This window comes from Sorangium sp. So ce394, from assembly GCF_051474665.1.
Classification (GTDB): domain Bacteria; phylum Myxococcota_A; class Polyangia; order Polyangiales; family Polyangiaceae; genus Sorangium; species Sorangium cellulosum_D.
Genome location: NZ_CP150339.1, coordinates 4,580,919 through 4,601,911 on the forward strand (window position 1 = coordinate 4,580,919; position 20,993 = coordinate 4,601,911).

The 20,993-nt window shown below is 75.3% G+C and carries 13 protein-coding genes; 7 read left to right on the forward strand and 6 right to left on the reverse strand.

All coding sequences use genetic code 11. The features are described from left to right. The first annotated feature begins 121 nt into the window (after positions 1–121). The 5 genes from WMF33_RS16965 (at position 122) to WMF33_RS16985 (ending at position 7,601) form a co-directional block, all read left to right on the forward strand. Positions 122–1,165 carry a PEGA domain-containing protein gene (locus WMF33_RS16965; RefSeq protein WP_437338107.1) on the forward strand — a complete coding sequence of 348 codons (1,044 nt, stop codon included), beginning with the start codon at positions 122–124 and terminating at the stop codon, positions 1,163–1,165. After that, positions 1,165–3,141 (forward strand): hypothetical protein, encoded by a 1,977-nt coding sequence (locus tag WMF33_RS16970; RefSeq protein ID WP_437338108.1) that lies wholly within the window; start codon positions 1,165–1,167, stop codon positions 3,139–3,141. Before WMF33_RS16965 ends, WMF33_RS16970 begins: the two co-directional genes overlap by 1 nt. A gap of 98 nt (positions 3,142–3,239) precedes the next feature. Beyond that, on the forward strand, positions 3,240–4,085 hold the full coding sequence (locus WMF33_RS16975; RefSeq protein ID WP_148313651.1) for a hypothetical protein: 846 nt from the start codon (positions 3,240–3,242) through the stop codon (positions 4,083–4,085). A 51-nt stretch (positions 4,086–4,136) separates the two neighbouring features. Continuing rightward, positions 4,137–6,551 carry an endopeptidase La gene (gene lon, locus WMF33_RS16980; protein WP_020735422.1) on the forward strand — a complete coding sequence of 805 codons (2,415 nt, stop codon included), beginning with the start codon at positions 4,137–4,139 and terminating at the stop codon, positions 6,549–6,551. A 261-nt stretch (positions 6,552–6,812) separates the two neighbouring features. Beyond that, positions 6,813–7,601 (forward strand): SDR family oxidoreductase, encoded by a 789-nt coding sequence (locus tag WMF33_RS16985; protein ID WP_437338109.1) that lies wholly within the window; start codon positions 6,813–6,815, stop codon positions 7,599–7,601. 48 nt (positions 7,602–7,649) lie between these two features. Here WMF33_RS16985 and WMF33_RS16990 read toward each other — a convergent pair whose 3' ends face one another. The 4 genes from WMF33_RS16990 to WMF33_RS17005 form a co-directional block, all read right to left on the reverse strand. Next, complete coding sequence (locus WMF33_RS16990; protein ID WP_437338110.1) at positions 7,650–11,612, reverse strand: UvrD-helicase domain-containing protein; 3,963 nt, start codon at positions 11,610–11,612, stop codon at positions 7,650–7,652. Beyond that, positions 11,609–14,731, reverse strand: coding sequence for a PD-(D/E)XK nuclease family protein (locus WMF33_RS16995; RefSeq protein ID WP_437338111.1), 3,123 nt, complete (start codon positions 14,729–14,731; stop codon positions 11,609–11,611). The genes WMF33_RS16990 and WMF33_RS16995 overlap by 4 nt, the downstream gene beginning before the upstream one ends. Positions 14,732–15,204: 473 nt before the next feature. Then, positions 15,205–16,053 (reverse strand): SRPBCC family protein, encoded by an 849-nt coding sequence (locus WMF33_RS17000; protein WP_437338112.1) that lies wholly within the window; start codon positions 16,051–16,053, stop codon positions 15,205–15,207. A gap of 168 nt (positions 16,054–16,221) precedes the next feature. Beyond that, positions 16,222–16,791 (reverse strand): bactofilin family protein, encoded by a 570-nt coding sequence (locus WMF33_RS17005; protein ID WP_063823922.1) that lies wholly within the window; start codon positions 16,789–16,791, stop codon positions 16,222–16,224. A gap of 628 nt (positions 16,792–17,419) precedes the next feature. Here WMF33_RS17005 and WMF33_RS17010 point away from each other — a divergent pair. Further along, positions 17,420–18,496: a hypothetical protein gene (locus WMF33_RS17010; RefSeq protein WP_437338113.1), complete on the forward strand. Its 1,077-nt coding sequence runs from the start codon at positions 17,420–17,422 to the stop codon at positions 18,494–18,496. A 9-nt stretch (positions 18,497–18,505) separates the two neighbouring features. Here WMF33_RS17010 and WMF33_RS17015 read toward each other — a convergent pair whose 3' ends face one another. Then, entirely contained in the window at positions 18,506–19,081 is a 576-nt protein-coding gene (locus WMF33_RS17015; protein ID WP_437338114.1) for a DUF99 family protein, read from the reverse strand. A 61-nt stretch (positions 19,082–19,142) separates the two neighbouring features. On the opposite strand from WMF33_RS17015, the gene WMF33_RS17020 reads away from it, so the two are divergent. Continuing rightward, a complete protein-coding gene (locus WMF33_RS17020; RefSeq protein ID WP_437338115.1) occupies positions 19,143–19,835 on the forward strand; it encodes a hypothetical protein in 693 nt (230 codons plus the stop codon). Between the two features lie 12 nt (positions 19,836–19,847). Here WMF33_RS17020 and WMF33_RS17025 read toward each other — a convergent pair whose 3' ends face one another. Then, positions 19,848–20,822: a COX15/CtaA family protein gene (locus tag WMF33_RS17025; protein ID WP_437338116.1), complete on the reverse strand. Its 975-nt coding sequence runs from the start codon at positions 20,820–20,822 to the stop codon at positions 19,848–19,850. Between the last annotated feature and the right edge of the window lie 171 nt (positions 20,823–20,993).

Below are 20,993 nucleotides of genomic sequence, written 5' to 3' on the forward strand. Positions count from 1 at the left end.
GCGGAGCAAAGGCGATTTGTCCGCGGCGATTCCATGTTGCTCGCCGGGCGCGCGCATCGGTTAGCATCACGCTGACCGGAGCGCGGCCTGCGAGGGCCGCCTCCGCCAGCAAGGAGCATCGATGCGAGGGAAGCATCTGGGCCATTGGGGGTGCGCCGTCGTGGCCGCGCTCGGGGTGGGGCTCGCGGCGGGCGGTGCGGCGGCCCAGCCCGCGCCGGCCGCGCCCGCCCCGACCGCGCCCGCCCCGACCGCGCCGGCCGCGCCCGCGCCGGCCGCGCCCGCGCCGGCCGCGGAGAAGCCGCTCGCGGAGGCGCTGACCGGGATGGCCAGGGCCGAGCACGGGGCGGGCGACGCGCTGTTCGCCGACGGCGACTACGCGGGCGCCCTCGCGCGGTTCGAGCGCGCCTACGAGCTGTCGCGCGATCACCGCCTGCTCTGGAAGGTCGCGCTCTGCCAGAAGAACCTGCGGCGCTACGCCAAGATGCTCGCGACGCTGCGCCGGATGGAGGCCGAGGCGGGCGCCGCGCTGTCGCCCCGCGACAGGCGGGACATCGCCGACCTGATCCAGGCCGCCGGGGCGTTCGTGTCCCGCCTCGAGATCACGGCGAGCGAGCCGGGGGCCACGGTCTTCGTGGACGACGAGCCGGTCGGGACGACGCCGCTCGCCGAGCCGGTGCCGATCGACATCGGCGACCGCCGCATCCGCGTCTCGAAGCCCGGCTTCGTCGACGTCGTCCGCCGGGAGACGGTGGTCGGCGGCGGCACCCTCGCCCTCGTGGCGCGGCTCGACCGGGCGGTGCACCGCGGGCGGCTCGCGATCGCCGCGGGCGGGGACGATCTCATCGCGATCGACGGCAAGGTGGTGGGCAAGGGCCGCTGGGAGGGCTCGGTGGCGAGCGGGACCCACGCGCTGCGCGTGACGGCGCCCGGGATGACGCCGCACGAGGTCGAGGTCCTGGTCCGCGACGAGGAGCTCCGCCGCATCGACGTCTCGCTGGAGCGCGCTCCGGAGCGGGGCGGCGCGCGCAAGTGGCTCTGGATCGGCGGCGGCGCGGCGATCTTCGCCGGCGCGCTCGTCGCGGGGGCGCTGCTGTTCGAGCCGGGGACGCCGGCGGAGCGCGGCAGCCTCGGCACGGTCCCGCTCGGGTTTGGAGGGAGGCGTTGATGCGCGCGAAGCGGACGGGCTCGAGGTCGATGGCGGCGGTGTTCCTCGCGATCGCGGGGGCGGCGGGGGCCGCGTCCTGCAGCGGGGAGAGGGGGCAGCTCATGGTCGTCTTCCAGACGGACATGTCGCTGCCGAAGGACGTCGACACGATCCGGGTCGAGGCCACGCTCGAGGGGTCCATCGTCTACGACGAGACGTTCGAGCGGCTCGGGAGCGAGGACTCGATCCGCCTGCCGGCCACGCTCGGCTTCCTCACCCCCGACGATCCTTCGCAGGCGCTCCGGGTGCGCGTCATCGCGAGCCGCGGCGGCAAGGAGGGGGTGCGCGTGCTGCGCGAGGTGCTCACGACGGTGCCCGAGGGCCGCACCGCGACGCTCCACATGCCCATCCAGTTCCTGTGCGACGGATCGGCCGACGTCGAGCGCGACGCGCAGGGCAACGTGCTGCGCGACGCGCAGGGCAACGTGCTCGTCAAGAACAGCTGCCCCGAGGGCGAGAGCTGCGTCGCCGGCGAATGCAAGCCGCGCGAGATCGACTCGCGCTCCCTGCCCGAGTTCGAGGCCCGGGCCGTGTTCGGCGGCGGCGGCGAGAGCGACGGGCTCTGCTTCGACACCGTCCGGTGCTTCGCCTCGGCCACGTCGGCGCAGATCGATCGGGCGAGGTACGAGGCGAACCCCGAGGACTGCGTCGCGACCGCGCCGAGCGGTGAGGTGAACGTCGCGCTCCTCACGCAGGGCGGCGGCATCTGCGGCGAGAGCGCGTGCTACGTCCCGCTCGACGCCGAGAGCGACGCGGGCTTCCGGGTGGAGGAGGGCAACGTCCTCCGGCTCCCCGCCGCGGTGTGCAAGCGGGTGACGGAGGGCAAGCTCGCGGGGCTCGCGATCGCGATCGCGGGCGAGGACGCGGGCCAGAGCGCGGGGACGTGCCGCACGAAGGGCACGGATCTGCCGACGTGCGGCCCGTGGTCGGCGCTGGCCGGCGGCCAGTACACGGGGCCCGACGCGGCGGCGCCCATCCCGGTCGCGGTCGCGCAGGTCCACCCGGTGTCGCTGCGGGTGACCGCGGGCGGCGTGGCGTGGATCTCCGGCACCACCTTCGACGAGGCCGGCATGGCCCGGGACGACGGGGAGCTGAAGACCGCGCCGCAGGGCGGCGGCGAGCCGCTGGTCCTCGGCGCGGCGCAGGCGTCGCCGCGGGACCTCGTGGTCGACGAGGCGCGGCAGGTCGTCTTCTGGACGAACGCGGCGGACGGCACGCTGAGGGCGGCCCCGCTCGCGGGGGGCGAGCCGCGCGTGCTGCTCGCGGATCTCAAGCAGCCCGAGGGGCTCTCGCTCTCGGGCGACGCGCTCGCCTGGACCGAGCTCTGGGGGGGCGGCGTCTTCCGGGCGACGCTGAGCGGCGAAGGCGCCGAGGTCGCGCTCGGCACGCCGGAGGATCTCGCGCAGCCCGGCTCGGCGTTCGCGTCCCCGTACCGCGTGGCCAGCGCGGGGGACGTCGTGTGCTGGACCTACCAGGGCACGCTGGGCAGGGCCGACGGCGCGGTGGCGTGCCGCGTGCGCGGCGAGACGCTGACGGTCGCCGCCGAGCAGCTCACCCCGCGGGAGCTCGCGCTCGACGTGGACGCTCAGGGGAACGCGGCGGCGGTCTACTGGGCGAGCTTCGAGGGCGGCAGCGTCTTCCGGGCCGACCTGAGCGGGGAGGCCGTGGGCGAGCCCGAGGAGATCGCCTCGGATCAGGGCCAGCTGAACGGCATCGCGGTCGACGCGGAGCACGTCTACTGGACGCGCCGCGACGAGGGGACGGTCGTGCGCATGCCGAAGGACGGCGGGGCGCCGGAGGCGCTCGCCTCGCAGCAGACGCGGCCCGGCGACGTCGCGGTGGACGAGACGACGGTCTACTGGATCAACGAGGGCTCGCCGGATCTGGAGGACGGCACGCCGGTGAAGGACGGGGCCGTCCTGAAGCTCGCGAAGTGATGGGGGGCGGCCGGGGCCGCGCGCGGCGCGGGGGCCGCGGCGGGCTCGCCCCGCGCGCCGCCTGCGCGCTCGGCGCCGCGTGTGCTATGGCCCGACCGGTGAAGCGCACGGCCCTCCTCCTGTTCACCCTCGCGCTCCCCGCGTGCGGATCGAGCTACGCCCAGCAGGGCCCGAGCGACACGCTCCGGGCCTACGCGCAGGCGCTCCAGGAGGGGCGCGTCGACGCCGCCTACCGGCTGCTCTCGGACGAGGCCAAGCGGTCGATGTCGCTCGAGGCCTTCCGGCGCGCGGTCCGGGACAACCCGGACGACGCGCTCGAGATCGCCCGGGCCATCGCGCGGCCCGCGGCCGATCCGGTGGTGACCGCGACGGTCACCATGCCGAACGGCGAGGAGCTCCTGCTCGTCTTCGAGGGGGGTCGCTGGCGGCTCGACGCGGCGGCGGTCGATCTCTACGGCCAGGCGACGCCCCGGCAGGCGCTCGTGGGGTTCCTGAGGGCGTTCGAGCGGAGGCGCTACGACATCATCATGCGCTACGTTCCCGACGCCGAGAAGGAGGGCCTCGTGGAGCCGGCGGGCGGTGCGGCCGGCGAGGCGGCCACGCTCGGCGAGGCGGGCGCCCCGCGCGCCGAGGGCACGGCACAGCCCGCTGCGCCCGACGGCGCGGCGGGGAGCGCGGGCGCTGACGCAGCGCAGAAGCCGGGCGGTCGGCCCGGGACGGCGCGGGGTGGGGCGGGCGCGGCGCAGCTCACCCCCGAGAAGCTCAAGGCCGCCTGGGAGGGGCCGCAGAAGGAGCAGATCAACCGGGTCGTCCAGGCGATCAAGGCGGCCCTGCCGACCGCGACCATCGAGGAGACCGGGGACAGCGCCTCGATGGCCTATGGCGCCGGCGGCACGGTCGCCTTCACGCGCGAGCACGGGGTCTGGAAGATCAAGGACTTCTAGCGGCGCGCCCGCTCATGGCTTCGAGAAGAGCGCTGTACTAGGGTTGTCGGCATGCCGACCGGCGATCCTCCTTCGCGAACGCCCCCCTCGCCCGACGCCGACAGCGTCCCGATCCTCCCGCTCCGCAACTCGGTCCTGTTCCCCATGTCGGTCGTGCCGATCAACGTCGGCCGGCCGCGGAGCGTGCGCCTCGTCGAGGATCTCCTCGGCCGCGAGCGCGCGCTGGTCGGCGTGATCAGCCAGCGGTCGCCGGACGTGGACGAGCCGACGTTCAAGGAGCTCTACTCCGTCGGGACCATCGCGCGCGTCGTGAAGGTGATCCGGCTCGGCCCGAACAACTACTCGGTCGTGCTGAACGGGCTCGGCCGCTTCCGCGTCAAGGCGGCGTTCTCGCTCGAGCCGTACATGCGCGCGCGGATCGAGCGCATCCCGGAGTCGCTCGTGCGCGACGTGGAGCTCGAGGCGCTCGGCGCGGGCCTGCGCGAGGCGACGCGCGAGGTGCTCGGCCTCATGCCGAACCTGCCGCGCGACACCGCCGGCATCCTCGACAACGTGCGCGAGCCCGGCGCGCTCGCGGATCTCATCGCCTCGAACTTCCCGCAGGCGCAGGCCTCGGTCGGCGACAAGCAGGAGATCCTCGAGGCGTTCGACGTGAAGGCGCGCGTCCGCCTCGTGCTCGCGATGGTCGGCCGGCAGCTCGAGGTGCTGCGGGTCAAGAAGGAGATCTCCTCGATGGTGCAGGAGGAGATGGGCAAGTCGCAGCGCGAGTACATCCTCCGGCAGCAGATGAAGTCGATCAAGGAGGAGCTCGGCGAGGGCGGCGACGACGACGAGATCGAGGAGCTCCGCGAGCGCATCCGCCGCGCCAAGGTGCCGGCGGAGGTCGACAAGGTCGTGCGCAAGCAGCTCAGCCGGCTGCGCTCGATGGCGCAGCAGTCGGCCGAGTTCAACGTGACCAAGACCTACCTCGAGTGGATCGCGGATCTGCCGTGGTCCAAGACGACGGTGGACAAGCTCAGCGTCGAGAGCGTGCGGCGCTGCCTCGACGAGGATCACCTCGGGCTGGAGAAGGTGAAGAAGCGGATCGTCGAGTACTCGGCGATCCGGCAGCTCCGCTCGGACAAGAAGGGGCCGATCCTGCTCTTCATCGGGCCGCCGGGCGTCGGCAAGACGTCGCTCGGCAAGTCGATCGCGCGCAGCATGGGCCGGCGCTACGAGCGCATCGCGCTCGGCGGCGTGCGCGACGAGGCGGAGATCCGCGGGCACCGGCGCACGTACGTCGGCGCGCTGCCCGGGCGCATCCTGCAGGCGCTCAAGAAGGCGGGGACGAAGAACCCGGTGCTGGTGCTCGACGAGGTCGACAAGATGGGCGTCGACCTGCGCGGCGATCCGGCGGCGGCGCTCCTCGAGGTGCTCGATCCCGAGCAGAACTCGACCTTCCAGGATCACTACCTCGATCTGCCGTTCGATCTGTCGCAGGTGATGTTCCTCGCGACGGCGAACAACTGGGACGGCATCCCGGGGCCGCTCGTGGACCGCATGGAGGTCATCGAGGTGCCCGGCTACACGCGGACCGACAAGCTCGGGATCGCGCGGGAGTTCCTGGTGCCGAAGCAGCTGTCGGCGCACGGGCTGACGGACGAGCGGCTGGAGTTCACGGAGCCGGGGATCGCGGCGGTCGTCGACCACTACACGCGCGAGGCGGGGGTCCGCGGCCTGGAGCGGCAGATCGCGGCGGTGTGCCGCGCCACGGCGGTGAAGGTCGCCGAGGGCCACGACGTGCGCGAGGTGGCGACGCCCGAGCACGTGGAGCAGGTGCTCGGCCCGCACAAGCACCGGCCCGAGCTCGCGGAGCGGACGCTCCAGCCCGGGGTGGCGACCGGCCTCGCGTGGACGCCGGCGGGCGGCGAGATCCTCTTCATCGAGGCGACGAAGATGCCGGGCAAGGGCAACGTGGTGCTCACCGGCAACATGCGGAACGTGATGCAGGAGTCGGCGAGCACGGCGGTGAGCTTCGTGCGCAGCAAGGCCGATCGGCTGCACCTCGATCCGGAGTGGCTGAAGGAGATCGATCTGCACGTGCACATCCCGCAGCACGGCACGCCGAAGGACGGGCCGAGCGCCGGGGTGACGATGTTCGCCGCGGTGGCGTCGCTGCTGCTCGGCGCGCCGGTGCGCAGCGACGTCGCGATGACGGGGGAGATCTCGCTGCGCGGGCGGGTGATGCCGGTCGGCGGCATCAAGGAGAAGCTCCTGGCGGCGCACCGGGCCGGCATCCGGCACGTGCTCATCCCGGCGAAGAACCGCCGGGATCTCGAGGATGTGCCGCAGGACGTGAAGGACCAGGTCAAGATCACGATGGTGTCGTCGATGGAGGAGATCCTGCCGCTCGTGCTGGAGCCGCCGCGGCGCGCGTCGACGCAGAGCGCGTCGGCGGACGAGCTCGAGGAGCAGGCGGGGGCGTAAGCGAGAGGCCCGTGGCCGCCCGGCCGCCGGCGAGGGTGTTCTCGGCGCGGGGCGGGGTGGGGGCCCCGCCGAACTCGCCTGAGAGTTGAGCCATCCGGCAAGCCGGATGGCTCAACTCTCAGGCTCAGACATCGGCCCATCCCCCACCCCGCCCCGCGCCGAGAACACCCTCGCCGGCGGCCTACGGTTTTGGGTCGAGCCTGCTCGTCGAGATCGCCGGGAACGGGCTTCGGGGCTCGCGGGGGGCGGTATACTCGACCGATGCGGATCGCGGTGGTTTCGGGCGGGAATCGGGGGATCGGGCTGGAGATTTGCCGGCAGCTCGCGCGCCGCGGGGTCCACGTCGTGCTCGGAAGCAGGGACGAGGGCCGCGGGAACGCGGCGGCGGCCGCGCTCAAGGAGCAGGGGATCTCCGTGGAGCCGCGGCGCCTCGACGTTTCGGAGGAACGGAGCGTCGAGGAGCTCGCGCGCGCGCTCGCGGCCGAGCACGGCGGGGTCGACATCGTCGTCAACAACGCGGGCATCGCGATGCAGGGCTTCAACGCCGAGGTCGCGCGCAACACCATCGAGGTCAATTTCTTCGGGGCGCTCCGGCTGACCACCGAGCTCCTCCCGCTGATGCGGGCCGAGGGGCGGATCGTCATGGTGACCAGCGGGCTCGGCGATCGACGCAGCATCTCCGAGGCGCTCCAGGCGCAATTCGGGGAGGCAGCGCTGACGCGCGAGGAGCTCGTCCAGCTCATGCGCAAGTTCGTCAGCGACGTGAGCGCGGGGAGGCACACGGCAGAGGGGTGGCCGTCGTCGGCCTACGCGGTGTCGAAGATCGGGCTCAACGCGCTCACGGGCGTCCTCGCGAGGGAGCTCGAGGGCGACGGGCGCAAGATCCGCTGCAACGCGGCGTGCCCAGGCTGGGTGCGCACGGACATGGGCGGCGCGCACGCGCCGAGGTCCGTGGAAGAAGGGGCCGAGACGCCGGTGTGGCTCGCGCTGCTGCCGAGCGGCGGCCCGCAAGGGGGCGTGTTCCGCGACAAGGCCCCCGCGCACTGGTGAGCCGCGCGGCCTGGGCCGGGAGCGCGGCGCCGCGCCCCGGCGAGGAGGCTAGCCGTGGCACGCCCGCACGAACCCGCAGCGCAGCCTGCGGCACGCCTCGACCGGGACGCCGTCGAAGCGGCCCTCCGCCGTCGCCTCGGAGAAGCGCTCGGCGAGCCGGGCGAGCTCGCGCTCGAACCGCGCATGCTCCTCGTCGGCGATCGCCCCCATCGGGCCCGACCCCTTGAGCCACACGGGCTCCAGCTCGGCGCCGAGGAACAGCACGCCAGCGCGGATCGGGCGGTCCGGGTGGCGCCTCCGCAACGCGAGCGCGTACGCCCGCAGGCGGAGCTCGTAGGGCGCGAGATCCGCCCGGGGACGCGCGCGCTTGACCTCGATGACGTCGACCAGCCCGCCCGGATGCAAGACCACCAGATCGATCGCGAGCGACAGCGCGAGCCTCGCCCCGCGCCGCTCTCCGGCGCCCTGGGGCTCGACGTCGAGCACGAGCGCCTCCTCCCGCAGGAGCGCCGCCTCCTCGCCGCGCGCCTGCCGCGCATAGGGCCCGCCCAGGAAGCGGGCGATGCCCTCGGCGGTGCGCAGCGCGTCCGGGCCGTGGGGCGCGAGCCCCTCGAAGGCGAGCCGCGCGACGACGTCCGCGGCCTCGGTCGGCTCTCCCCAGCGCGCGCGCGGCCAGCGCTGGAGCACCCGGTGCGCGGCGCGGCCGGGCGGGCGAGGATCCGCGCCGTCCTCGAGCTCGACGCGCTCCTCGCCCGGCAGCTCCGGCGGGCCCTCGACGTCGAACAGGCCGAGCTGGCCCTCGCCGGCGGGCTCGCCGATCCCGAGGAGGTGCCGCAGCCGGAAGCGGCGCGCGCACCCCTGGAACGCCGCGAGCGAGGCGGCCGCGATCAGCACGGTCCGCGCCCGCGCAGGCCCCGCCGCCGGCCCGGCCCGGGGGACCGGCGCGGCGCGCGCGTACGCGTCGGTGCCAGGCGCAGGCGGCCTGGCCTCCGCGAGGAGCGAGCGGGCCTCGAGCGTCGCGCCGATCGCGCCGGCGAGCGGCGCGGCGTCCTCGGCGCTCGGCCCCTTCAGCGTGAGCCACGCCGAGCCGCTCCGCGGCTTGGCCGAAGCGCCGACGAGCACCAGCTCGCGCTCGGCGCGGGTGATCGCGACGTACGTGAGCCGCTGCCGTTCGGCCCGCTCCCGCGCCCGCACCTCGGCGCGCGCCGCCTGGAGCGCGGGCGTGCTGAGGGGCAACGACGGCCCGTGCGCCGACGCCTCGACGTCGTAGAGCGCCCCGAGCCGCGACGTCCGGTCGACGCGCCGCGCGTGATGGCGCACGAGCAGCGCGGCGGGGCGATCCCCCGCGGCGGGGACGTAGCTCAGGCCGGGCTGATCCGCGCGGGGCTCCGCGTTGAGATCCAGGAGCACCACGGCCGGGAAAGCGAGCCCCTTGCTGGCGTGGATCGTCGTGAGCCGCACGGCGTCGTCCTCGGGCGAGAAGACGGCGGCCTCGGGCTCGTCCGCCTCGTCGCGGATCCGGCGCTCGAGCCAGCGGACGAAGCTCGCGAGCGAGCCACCCCGGCGGCGGGCGATCGAGATCAGCCGGTCGACGTTGCCGAGCCGGGCCTGGGCGCGGGGGAGCGCGGCGAGGACGCGGTCGAGATCGAAGGCGGCGATCGCGGCGCGGATCGCCTCGCCGGGCGTCGAGCGGAGCGCCGCGCCGCGCAGGCCGGCGAAGCGGGCGCGGAACGCCTCGAGCCGCTCGCGATCCGCCGGGGAGAGCCGCGCGAGCGCGGCGGGGGGGCGCGCGCCGCCGGGCCCCTCGTCCTCCGGGCCCCCCGGCGCCAGCCCGGCGCTCGACCAGCGGCCGAGCAGCGGGACGGTGAGCCCGCGGCCCGGCGGCGCGAGGACCGCGAGCGCCGTGTCGGAGAGCGCCACCGCCGGGCCGCGGAGGACCGTCGCGAGCGCCAGGCGATCGCGCGGATCGAGCAGCAGGCGGAGGATCGCGGCCACGTCGCGCACCTCCGGCGCGTCGAAGAGCGCCCGGCCCGCCACCACGTACGGGATCTCGAGGCGCGCGAGGGCGAGCTCGACGAGCGGGATGGTGCTCCGGCGCCGGGCGAGCACGGCGACGTCGCGGAAGCGCAGATCGCCGCCGGTGCCCTCCGCCGCCCCGCCGCCGGCGCCCGCGCCGCGGACGCGCCGCGCGATGTACGCGGCCGCGATCAGCGCCTCGCGCAGCTGCCCCCGCGCGTCCCGCACGAGGGCGTCGACCCCGTCCGGGGCGCTGCCGTCGTCGTCGACGAGCACGACCTGCGTCGGCTCGCGCGTGGCCCCGCCCGGCGCCGCGACGAGGTGCTCCGCCGCGCTGTAGGCGATCTCGAACTCGCGCGGCGCGCCCGCGCCGCCGTCGCCCGCCCCGGGGGCGCGATCCTGGGCGAAATCGCGCGCCGAGAACGCGTTGATGAACGCGAGCAGCTCGGGCGTCGACCGGCGGCTCTCGCGGAGCGCGACGAAGTCGGCGCTCGGCTCGGGCGACCACAGCGAGGGCGAGAGCTCGAGCGCGCGGCCCGCGGCGGCGCCCGCGAGCTCCGCGCAGACGCGGCAGAAGATCGACACGTCCGCCCCGCGGAACCCGTAGATCGACTGCTTGCGATCGCCGACCAGGAACAGCCCGTGGCCCCACAGGCCGGCCGCCGTCGGGGCGACGCCGGCCGGGCGCGCCAGCGCAGCGTCGCCCCGCTCGCGCAGGAGGTACACGAGATCGCGCTGCACCGCGCTCGTGTCCTGGAACTCGTCGACGAGCAGCACGTCGACCGACCCGCGGACCGCCTCGCCGATCGCCGGATCGTCGCGCAGGCCGTCGCGGGCGGCGCGCAGCAGGTCCCCGAACCCGAGGCCGCCCTCGGTGCGGCGGATGGCCGCGAGCCGCTCGCGGATCTCCTCCAGCAGCTCGACGATCTGCGCCTCGCGGCGCGACAGCGCCGGCGCCTCGCGGAGGAAGCCGACGAGCTGCAGCGCCTTGTCGCGGTTCGTCTCGCCCGGCAGCGCCTCCCGGAAGGCGAGCAGCGCCTCGTCCGCCGGCGTGCACTTGCTCTTGTGCGGTTTGCGCTGCGTGAGCAGCTCGATCAGCGGGGCGCTCGCCGCGCTCGCGGGGAACGGCGCGCCGTCGCCCTCGCGGCCGAGCGCCGCGGCGAGCGCCGCCGCCGGCTCGCGGAACGCCGCGCCGCCGAGCGCGGCGCTCTCGACCGCGAGGCGGCGCAGCTCCCGCGCGAGCGCGCGGGCCTCGGCGGCGTGGTCGGACACCGCGAGCCGGCGCGGAGCGAGGCCGTCCTCGTCGAGCCGGTCGAGCAGCCGCGTGACCTCGCTCCGCGCGCCCTCCACGCCGCCCGTCGCGGCGACGAGCGCGCGCGCGGCCTCGGCGCGCTCGCCCCCCTCGGCGAACGCCCGGCTCAGCGCCTCGTCGACCGCGAGGTCGCTCAGCGCCTGCGCCTCCTCCTCGTCGAGGATCCGGGCGGATGGCGAGAGCCCCATCGCGATCGCGTGCCGGTCGACGATCTGCTTGGCGACGCCGTGGAGCGTGTCGATGCGCGCCGCCGGGAGGCGGGCGAGCGCGTCCTCCGCGCGCTTGCGCAGCTCGGAGAGCGAGAGCGCCGCGCCGCCGCCAGCGCCGGGCGGACCGGCGACGGCCGCCTGCCGCGCGCGGAGGATGTCGGCGAAGGGGATGCTCGACGCGCCGTCCCAGCGGGCGATCTCCCGGAGCGACCGCTCGATGCGGTGGGCGATCTCGCGCGCCGCCGCGCGCGAGAACGTCGTCGCCACGATGCGGTCCGGCGGCACCGGCGGCGCGGCGGTCGCGGCGTCGGCCTGGCCGACGGAGGTGAGGCCGAGCGTGAGCAGCACGTAGAGCGCCGTGAGGCGGTGGGTCTTGCCGGTGCCGGCGCTCGCGGCGACCACGACATTGCGGCGGAACGCGTAGATGAGCGCGTCGCCCTCGGCGAGCTCCGCCCCGCGCGGCGCCGCGCTCACGCGACCTCCTCCGCCGCCTCGTCCGTCGGCACGACCGCGGGGCGCCGGCACACGTCGCGCGCGTCGCAGCGCGCGCACATCGTCGCCATCACCGGCCGCGGCGCGGCCTTGCCCTGCCAGAGCGCGACGACCGCCGCCCGCGCCGCGCGCCCGGCCTCGGCCCAGCCCTCGGCGAGCGCGCGCTGCTCGTCGACCTTGCCCGGCCACACCTCGATGAGCCCGCGCTGCCGCACGCCGATGTAGACCGCGCGCACCTCCTCCGCGCCCAGCGCGCGCGCCGCGATGGCGCTGTACAGCGGCAGCTGGAGCGCCCGCCGCCGCTCCTTCGCGTCGGGGAGCTTGCCGGTCTTGTAGTCGACCACCCGCACCACGCGCTGGTCCGTCGACCGGTCGATCCGGTCGATCTGGCCGTCGACCCACAGGCTGGGCGCGCCCTCCTCGTCGTCGTCCGACGGCGGCAGCTCGAGCGGCTGCCAGGGGGGCGGCTCCCCCGCGCCGAACCGCCGCTCGGCCAGGAAGAAGCGGAGCTCCGGCGACGACTCCTCCCCGTCGATGGCGCGCACCACGACCTCCATCACGTCCGCGATCGCCTTCTCGACCGCCTCGCGGCGGAGCGGCGCCATGGGCGCCGACACGCCGAGCGCCGCCTCCGCCGCCGCGCGCGCGGCCGCGAGCTGCTCGGCCGGATCGCGGTCCGGGCCGAGCTCGCGCAGCGCCTCGAACGACGCCTGCAGCGCGCGGTGGATCAGCGTGCCGCGCTCCCGCGCGTCGGCCGACTCCGCGAGGTCCTCCGCGCGGCGCACCTGCAGCACGCGGCGCGCGAACCCCGCGAACGCGCAGCCCACGGCGCGCTCGATGTGGGTGACCGCGATCGGCCGGTCCGGGTGCGCCCCCCCGATCGCCGCCCGGAGCTGCGCGCCGAGCGCTGGATCCTCGTCGAGCACGACCCGCCCCGTGTAGCGATCGATCGGCGCCCGCGGATCCAGGAAGAAGTCCGCGCGGGCGCGCTCGATCCGGACCCGCTCGGCGATGTCCGGCGCCGGCCGCCCGCCGCCCGCGAGGGCGATGAGCTCCGCGTCGCGCGGCCCGAGCGCCGCCGCGTCCGGCGCCACGCGCGAGGCCGGCTCCGTCCGCTGGGGAGCGCCCGCCGCGACGGCCGCCGCGAAGACCGGGTGCGGCTCGTTCGGCTCGCTGTCGTCCCCGCGCGTGAAGCAGACGGCGACGCTGCGCGCGCCGGCGAGCGCCCAGCCGAGCTCCGCGCGCTGGGCCGCCTGGCGCTCGCGCCCCGACGCGGGGCGGATCGGCGCCGGCAGCCTCGCGCGGAGCGCCTCGCCGAGCAGGGTCTCGTCCGCCCCGGGGCTGCCGCCGTAGGCGCGCGCGTCGAGCCCGGTCACCACCACGACGTCGTGCTCGAGCGCCGCGAGCCCGGCGGCGACGTCGACGCGCACCGCGCCGGCGCGGCCCGCGTCGCCGCGCGGCCCCGCGCCCTGCTCGGCGGCGGCCCGCTCGAGCTCCGCGTAGACCTCCGCCGCGGTGGCGGCGCGGTCCTCGCAGCCGAGATCGCGCGCCGCCCGCGCGAGCGCCTCGGCCTGCTCGCGGATCGCGCGCGCGGCCCGCGCGCTCTGGCCCATCGCGCCGATCGCCTCGAGCGCGATCGCGCCGCCGCTCCGCCGCTCCCCGCGCAGCGCCGCGCGGAGCTCCTCGACGCCGGGCTCCCCGAAGCTCAGCTTGTCGAGGAGCGACACGAAGCGCCGCACGATCTCGGGCCGCGTCGTCGCCTCGCCGATCCAGCGGGCGCTCGCGAGCAGCCGCTCGAGCGCGTGCGGCATCCACGCCTCGTCGTCGTCGCCGAGCGCGTCGCCCGCGCGGCGCAGCGTCGAAAGGCCCAGATCGAGCTCCGCCTCCTCGAGCCGCGCGTCGCGCCCGGCGGCCCGCGGCGGCCCCGCGCGGCGGTCCGCGCGGCGTGCGGCCACGACCGAGATGAGGCTCTCGATGAGCAGGCGGCCCGTGCGATCCACCTCGACGGGCACGTCGCGCAGCCGGTGGGCGAGGTCGGCCGAGCGCTTCTCTGCCTCGGCGGCGGACGCGCGGTCCACCCAGGCGCCGGCGTGGACCCCGGGCGCGCGGAGGATCTCGATCGCCTGCTCGCGGCGCACCGGGCCCACGGCGAGGCGGAGGATCGCGAGCGCGACGCGCCCGTCGGGGCAGCTCGCCGCGGCGCGGCCGCGCGGCTCCGAGAAGCGGACGCCCGCGTCGGCCAGCGCGGCCCGGAGCGGCTCGAGCGCGGCGTCGTCGAGCGCGGGCACGACCACGGCGATGCGCTCGGGCGGCACCCCGCGCCCGAGCGCGGCGGCCACCTCGGCGGCGGCGGCGCGCGCCTCGCCCTCCGCGGTCTTCGCGCCGATCGCGGCGAGCGGCTCCGCCTCCCGGTCGGGCACCCACGCGATCTCCGGCGCGTCGTCGAGCGAGGCCCAGCGCCGCTCCAGGACGTCGGCGACCGCCGCCGCGCCGTCGCCCTGCAGCGCGGGCAGCTCGACCGTCACGCCCGCGCCGCCCGAGGCGCGGACGGCGGCGTGGAGCGCCTCGACCCAGGCGAGATCGTCGGGCTCCCAGCCGACGGCGCCGCGGATCGTGACCTTGCGCGGCAGCGGCAGCGCGCCCGCCGCGCCCGCGGACCGGAGCGCCCGGCCGAGCAGGAACCCTGCGCCGCGCGGGTCCACGAGGCGCGCCGCCCGCAGGGCCGCGTCTGCCCGCTCGAGGACCTCGGCGATGGCGACCGCGTACCCCGTGCCGAGCGCCCGCAGGTCTGCCGGGGACGTCCCGGCGCGCCGGAAGCTCCCGAGGGCGCGGTCCAGGGCGTGCGCGAGCGCGACGCGCGCGGCGGGCTCGGCCGGCTGTCGGAGCCGGTCCGGCGGCAGCGCGTCGAGGGCGAGCCGGGTCGCCAGGCGGGTCGCCTGCGGGCTCGCGACGGCGACGTCCGGCACCAGCAGGGCGAGCGCCTCGGACACGAAGCTCCACCGAGAGCGCACTTCCTGGCCCGCGGCGCGCGGGTCGAGGGCGGCGAGCTCACGCTCGACGTGCCGCTCGGTCGGGACGATGAGGAGCGATGTCCTGATCACCGCCACGAGACGGCCAGTCGCCGCTCCTGGGAAGCGCGGGCGCCCGGCGCGGCAGGACGCTGGGAGCGCGCCGGTGCGCCTGGATGCTCGTCCGGCAAGGGATACCTCACCGCAGAGCCTTTACTTCATGCATCCGTCCCCTCGCAACCTCCGCCGGGCGCGTGGGTTGTTGAAAAACTCCCGCGGAATGTGGGAATTCTTGTGGGAAGATCGGAAGGCATGTTGAAAAGCCCGTTGGGAACCGCGGGCGGACCGGGCGGCGATCGCCCGTAATCCTGCGGAATTGCAAGCGGCCGGGCGGCAAGAGGGCACGCCCGGGGCGCTCTCCGGTTATCAACAGGCTCGGCGGTCCGCGGCGGCTGCCGGCCGCGACAGCGCTTCACGATGCGCGTCGCGGGCGATCTCGACAGCGGCTGAGGGGGAGGTTGGCTGGGTCGCTCGGTCGGGAGACGCCCAACCGATGGAGGGGATAGTTACCGGCGCGCCATGTCCTTGTGGCGACGCACGCTGTCGTCCTCGGCCGGCGGCATCTCGGACGCGACCTCGGACGGGGCCGGAGCCGCATTCGTACGGCCCTGTTCGCTGGCTTGCGCGGCCGGGGCGGCGCTGCCCGAGGCGGTCGCGGGTGCGCTCGAGGCGGTCGCGGTCGGGGCGGCGCTGGGCGGTGCGCCGGGATCGGCAGCGGCGGTGGTGCTCGGCTGCGCGCTGGCGGGCGCCTCGGCCTGCGCGCGGTTCCGCACGGCGGTCACCGCCTTGTCGGCCGCCCGGGCGAGCTGCGTGGTGACGGCCGAGGGCGGGAAGGGGAGCTTCGGGTCCACGAAGAGCTCGAGCTTCAGGATCGTGTGGTGCTCGTCGACCGCGCGGAGCCGCCACCGGGCGCGGAAGTCGGCGACATTGCCGCGCTTGTGGCGCCCGGAGATCACCTCGTCGGCGCCGTCCTTCGTGGGCGGCGACATGTCGGCGACGGTCCAGATGTGCGCGGCGCCGTTCAGGATAGGCACCTGGAGATAGACCTCGCTCGTGCCCTTGCGCTTCGCGAGCACGCGGCTCTGGTCGAAGGAGGTGATGAACGACTTGTAGCTACCGTAGGAGGTGACGATCTTCCGGACGGCCGGCAGGGGCGCCTTGATGAGGATCGCCGCGCCCCCGGTGTCGATCGTGGAGGCTGGCCCGGTGGTCTTCAGCGTGTATCGGAGCGCTTTGCCGAGCGAAGCGAGCTTCTCGGACTCGGCGTCGGCGGCGCGGGCCGCGCGCGGCGAGAGCGAGAGGGCGAGGACGGCGAGCGAGAAGGCGATCAGGGACAGGGACCACCACTTCTTCATGGACTCTCCTGTGCGAGCAGCGTCCGTCGGCGTGTGGCTGCCGGCCACGTCGCGGGCGTGCGCCTCGGGCGGCGAGAGCGCGGCCGCTCGATAGATGTAACTCGCTGAGCGGGCAGCCGCACCCCTGCACGCTACAGAAAATGTGCGATCTTCGGCGGAGGTCGGAATTCAGCGATCCGCGTCGGAGCGCTTCGCGGTCGCGCCGCGCTGCGCGCCGCCGCCGCTGTCCTCGGCGGTCTTCGCGCCTTGTCCGGCGACATCGGCGTCGGGCTCGGAGGACGCCGCGGGCGGCCGCAGAGGCCGCTCGCCAGCGTCGTCTTCGAGCGGGGCCATCTTGCACGACCCGTCGAACTGCACGCCGCGATCGATGAAGATGGCGGGCGCGTGCAGCGCGCCGGTCACCTTGGAGGGCGCGTAGAGCTCGATGGCATCGCGGGCGCGGATGCTCGCCTGGACCTCGCCCCCCGTGACGATGCAGGTGACCACGTGGATCTCTCCGATCACGAGCGCCCCCTCGCCGATGACGAGCACGTCTTCGCCGCGGATCTCGCCGCGGAAGCTGCCGTCGATGCGCACGCGGCCCTCGAAGAAGAGCTTGCCTTCGAAGTGCGTGCCGCGGCCCAGGAGGGCGTTGATCTCGGTGGGCCTGTGGCCCCCTGTGTCGTCGCCGCGGGGGCCTCCGGGGGATCGCGACGAGAGGGGCGAGTCCCTGTCGCCCGGGAAGGACATCGGGTCCATGGCCTGTTGGCTTACTTCAGCCATCGTCACATTCGCAACGGCGGCGCGCGTCAGCAGGGTAACGCGCGCGCGGCGGTGGCCATGAATATGTAATCATTTCAATTGTTTGTGGATAAATTGCTGCGGGGTACGTTTTCTGCAAAGGGGGCGGGTTCCCGGCGCCTGGGGGCCGGGGGGCGTGCGGAGCGCGGGCGGACGTCTGGCCGAGCGCGCGGTGGAGCGTGAGGGTCCGAAGGGACCAGGAGAGGGAGTGCAGATGACGTTCCGTTCGTTGCTTGTGGCTGCCGGTGTCCTGGGCAGCATCTCGGTGGCGTCCGCGCAGACGCCGCCCGAGCCGCCGAAGGCTCCGCCGGCCGATCCGGCTCCGCCCGCCGGGCCAGCTCAGCCGTCCGCTCCGGCGCCGGCTGCCCCGGAAGCGTCCGCGCCCGCTCCCGGCATCCCTGCCGCTCCCGCCGCTCCTGCCGCGCCCGGTGCCGCTGCCGCGCCCGGTGCTGCTGCCGCTGCTGCGCCTTCCGTTGCTGCTCAGCCCGCGGAGCCGGCGCCTCCGGCGGAGCCGGCGCCTCCGGCGGAGCCGCCGTCGCCCACGCAGACGCCGGGACCGGAGCCAGGGCCGATCACGTCGCCCGCGGTGCGGTGGAGCCAGGGCACCGCGGCAGACGCCGTGCTGGAGGAGGAAGAGGAGACGACCCTGCGCTGGCGCGGGTCGACGTTCACCTGGAACCAGGGCGCCAGCACGACCCTGTTCGGCGTCGGCGGGGAGTACATCCCTGCCGACCAGGTCTACGGCTGGGATTTCACCTTCCGGCCGAACTTCTACGTGCTCGACCGGCCGAAGGACAAGGTGTCGGTGTCCGCCGAGATCGGCTGGGTCACCGAGCTCACGAACAGCGACATCACGACGACCTACCGGGAGCCGCAGTTCAAGGACATCGCGCTCAACGGCCGGTACAGCCGCGAGCTCTGGGAGAGCGGCGGCGCGGACCGCGGCGAGTACAAGACCGACGCCGCCATGCGGCTGCGCCTGATCCTGCCGACCTCCCCGGCGAGCTGGAACTCCGGCAAGTACTTCACCGTGTCGCTGGGCCCGCAGCTCATCCAGAAGATCAAGCTCCTCGGCGCGAAGGCCGACGGGCTCAACCACGTGACGGCGACGCTCGGCGTGAGCTACTCCCACCTGTTCTCGGATTCGTACACGCCGGTGCGGGAGGGCCTCGCGCGACCGCGGATGACCCCGAGCGGCGAGACGGCGCCCGACGACCAGCTGAGCGGCACGTCGCTGGCGATGGATCGTCTGGCCACGAGCCTCCAGGTCGACGTGCCGCTCTACCAGGACCTCTCCCTGGGGACGAGCTTCGCCTTGCTCAGCGATTTCAAGCACGAGTTCGAGGGGGGATGCGCCGAGACGGCCACCGGCTGCGCCCCCTACGAGGGCTCTCAAGGGCCCACGTACGTGCCGCAGACGGCCTTCGACGTCAGCCTGAACTACCCGATCTTCGAGGTCGTCGACCTCACGCTCGGGTACAACAACACGAACCTCCAGATCGGCCTCGACGGCAAGCGGAGGAACTTCTTCTACAGCCCCACGGCGCAGTTCTATCTCGACATCACCGCCAACCTCGACGTCATCTACTCGAAGGTGACCGGCCGCGGAAAAAAGGTCGAGAAGCCGGGCACCGCCAGCGTCGCGAGCCGCCTCGCGCTGTAGCCCCGCGCGTCACGCGCGCCCGCGGCTCTCGCCGGTGGTCAGCCCGCCGGCGATGAGGTGCGCGGCGCGCAGCGGCTCGGGGAGGTGGCCGTGCACGGACAGCCGCGCGAGCAGCGCAGTCGTGTCCTCCAGCGAGATCCCGGCGCGCTGCACGTACACGCCGCCGACGGGCTCCATCGGCCCGGCGCGCTCGATGAGCGCCCACTTGCGGCGCCCGCCCCGCACGCGCGAGAGCAGCGCGTCGCGGATCGCGTCGAGGTCCGGGAGGCGCCGCGCCACCACCACGACCGGGAGGGCGAGGGCGTCGCGCAGCGCCGCGATGTCGACCACGTTGAACCCCGCCACCGCGATCCCCTGGAGCAGGACCACCTGCGCCTGCGCATAGAAGCGGGAGCCCCGGATCATCGCGGCGATCGCCGGGGTGGCGTTCCGCCCGTCGCGGCGGGCGCGGGTGGAGAGCACCCCCTCGAGGCGCAGCCCCGCGAAGACGGCCCCGATCACCGGCACGTCGCCGCGGTGATCGCGGGCGAAAGGCGCGTCGTCGACGCCGATGACGTGGGAGAGGCGGGCGACGCGGGGCGGCACGCGCCGAGCTTAACGCGCTGCCGTCTTTTCCGGACCAGGCGCGCGTGCTGTACTTGGTAGCGTGAGACCTCCCCGGCATCTCTCGCTGAGCCTCTCGCTGGCCCTCGGCCTCGCCTCGCCGCTCGCCCTCGCGCAGGGCGCGCCCGCCGCCCCGGCCGCCCCGAAGGCCGCGCCGGGGCCCGCGAACGCCGCCGCCCCGCAGAAGGCGGCAGCCGCCAGCCCGCGCAGCCAGAGCGCCGGCGCGCCGCAGCCCGCCCGGCAGCGCGCGCGCAAGCCGAAGCCGAAGCCGAAGGACGCGCAGGCCGACCTCACCGGACGGCCGGTCGCCACCTTCCCGGGCTTCCGCATGCTCCCGACCGGGGGCTCGCGCGTGTTCGTGCAGATCCACGGCGGCAAGGTCGACGTCGCCGAGTCGAAGGCCGCCGGGCGCCTCGTCTACCGGATGAAGGGGGCGGGGGCGATCCAGACGAACCGGTTCCCGCTCGTCACCTCGTTCTTCGCGACCCCGGTGAGCCAGGTGCAGCTCGTCGACCAGGGCAACGATCTCGACATGGTGATCGAGCTGCGCGCGCAGACCGACGCGACCTACCGCGTGATCGAGACCGACCAGGGGATGGTGCTCCAGGTCGACTTCCCCGCGTCCCTCCCCGCGCAGAGCGCCGCGGCCCAGGCCGGGCCGACGCGGCAGCGCGCGGTCCGCCGCACGATCTCGCAGGACTCCGAGCAGGGCGCCGAGAGCTCGGGCGACCTCTAGCGCACTGGCGGCCTACCCCGGCGTGGCGACCGCCTCCGGCCGCGCCTTCTCCCCGCGCGGGCCCGCGTCCGGCGCCGGGACCTCCTCGCTCAGCGCGGCGGCCGCGAGCGTCACGAGGACCATCCAGAGCGCGTCGGCGAGCAGGAGGTGGACGAGCTGCATCCACACCGGCGCGAGCAGCAGCAGGTTGACGACCCCCGCGCCGATCTGCAGCAGCACGAGCCCGCCGGTCGCCGCGGAGAGCCGCTCGACCAGCGGCGAGGGGCGCCGGGCCGCGATCGCGCCGCGGGCGTAGAGCAGGTAGACGCTCACGACCGCCGCCACGACCGGGTGCAGGACCCGCAGCGACACGAGGAAGTGCGCCGCGGGCGAGAAGTCCTGCGCGAGGCCCTCGCGGAGCGAGCCCGCCGCGAAGAGCGTGTCGCCGAGCGCCGCGATCGCCCCGGTCACGCCCACCGCGAGGACGCCCGCGAGCGCGGCGGCGAGCAGCGCGCCCGTCGCGCCCTGGCCGCGCAAGCGCACCCGCCGGCCGCCGCGCGCCCAGTAGAGCGTGCACGTCATGGCGCCCACGAGCAGGAACGTGTTGATGAGGTGCACCGCCATCCAGAGCGCGCGGGCCGCCGACGCGTCGTGGGCGACGTACTCGAGCAGCACGATGCCGGCGCCCACCGCCGCCTCGGTCACCATGAACAGCATCGACGCCGCCGCGCCGCCGCGCACCGGGTGCCCCGCCGGATAGGCGACCAGCGCCCAGACGAGCTGCAAGGCCACGAGCAGGAAGGCGACGCCCGAGGTGGCGCGGTGCGTGAACTCGATGAAGGTCGCCGCGCTCGGTGAACGTGGGATGACGTCGCCGTTGCACGTCGGCCAGTGGCTGCCGCAGCCGGCCCCCGAGCCGGTCGCGCGCACGAACGCGCCCCACAGGATCACGCCGAGCGTGAAGGCCAGCGCGAGCGCCGCGAGCTTCCAGAACCGCGCCTGATTCATGCGGGGTCCTTACCGCGAAACCAGCGCGACGGCAGCCCGCGCGCGACCGGCGACGCCGCGCGCGACCCCCGCGGCGGCCGGCGCCGCGCCGGCGAGCGGCCCGCGCGACCGGCGGCGAGCGGGCTTCCGCTGTCGTGCGATCTCGTTGCGCCCGGCCTCGCCCGAAGGGAG

What these genes read in the sequence shown, in the direction of transcription:
- WMF33_RS16965 (WP_437338107.1), top strand. Translation starts at nt 122, where the DNA reads ATGCGAGGGAAGCATCTGGGCCATTGGGGGTGCGCCGTCGTGGCCGCG.
- WMF33_RS16985 (WP_437338109.1), top strand. Translation starts at nt 6,813, where the DNA reads ATGCGGATCGCGGTGGTTTCGGGCGGGAATCGGGGGATCGGGCTGGAG.
- WMF33_RS17005 (WP_063823922.1), bottom strand. Translation starts at nt 16,791, where the DNA reads ATGGACCCGATGTCCTTCCCGGGCGACAGGGACTCGCCCCTCTCGTCG.
- lon (WP_020735422.1), top strand. Translation starts at nt 4,137, where the DNA reads ATGCCGACCGGCGATCCTCCTTCGCGAACGCCCCCCTCGCCCGACGCC.
- WMF33_RS16970 (WP_437338108.1), top strand. Translation starts at nt 1,165, where the DNA reads ATGCGCGCGAAGCGGACGGGCTCGAGGTCGATGGCGGCGGTGTTCCTC.
- WMF33_RS17025 (WP_437338116.1), bottom strand. Translation starts at nt 20,822, where the DNA reads ATGAATCAGGCGCGGTTCTGGAAGCTCGCGGCGCTCGCGCTGGCCTTC.
- WMF33_RS17000 (WP_437338112.1), bottom strand. Translation starts at nt 16,053, where the DNA reads ATGAAGAAGTGGTGGTCCCTGTCCCTGATCGCCTTCTCGCTCGCCGTC.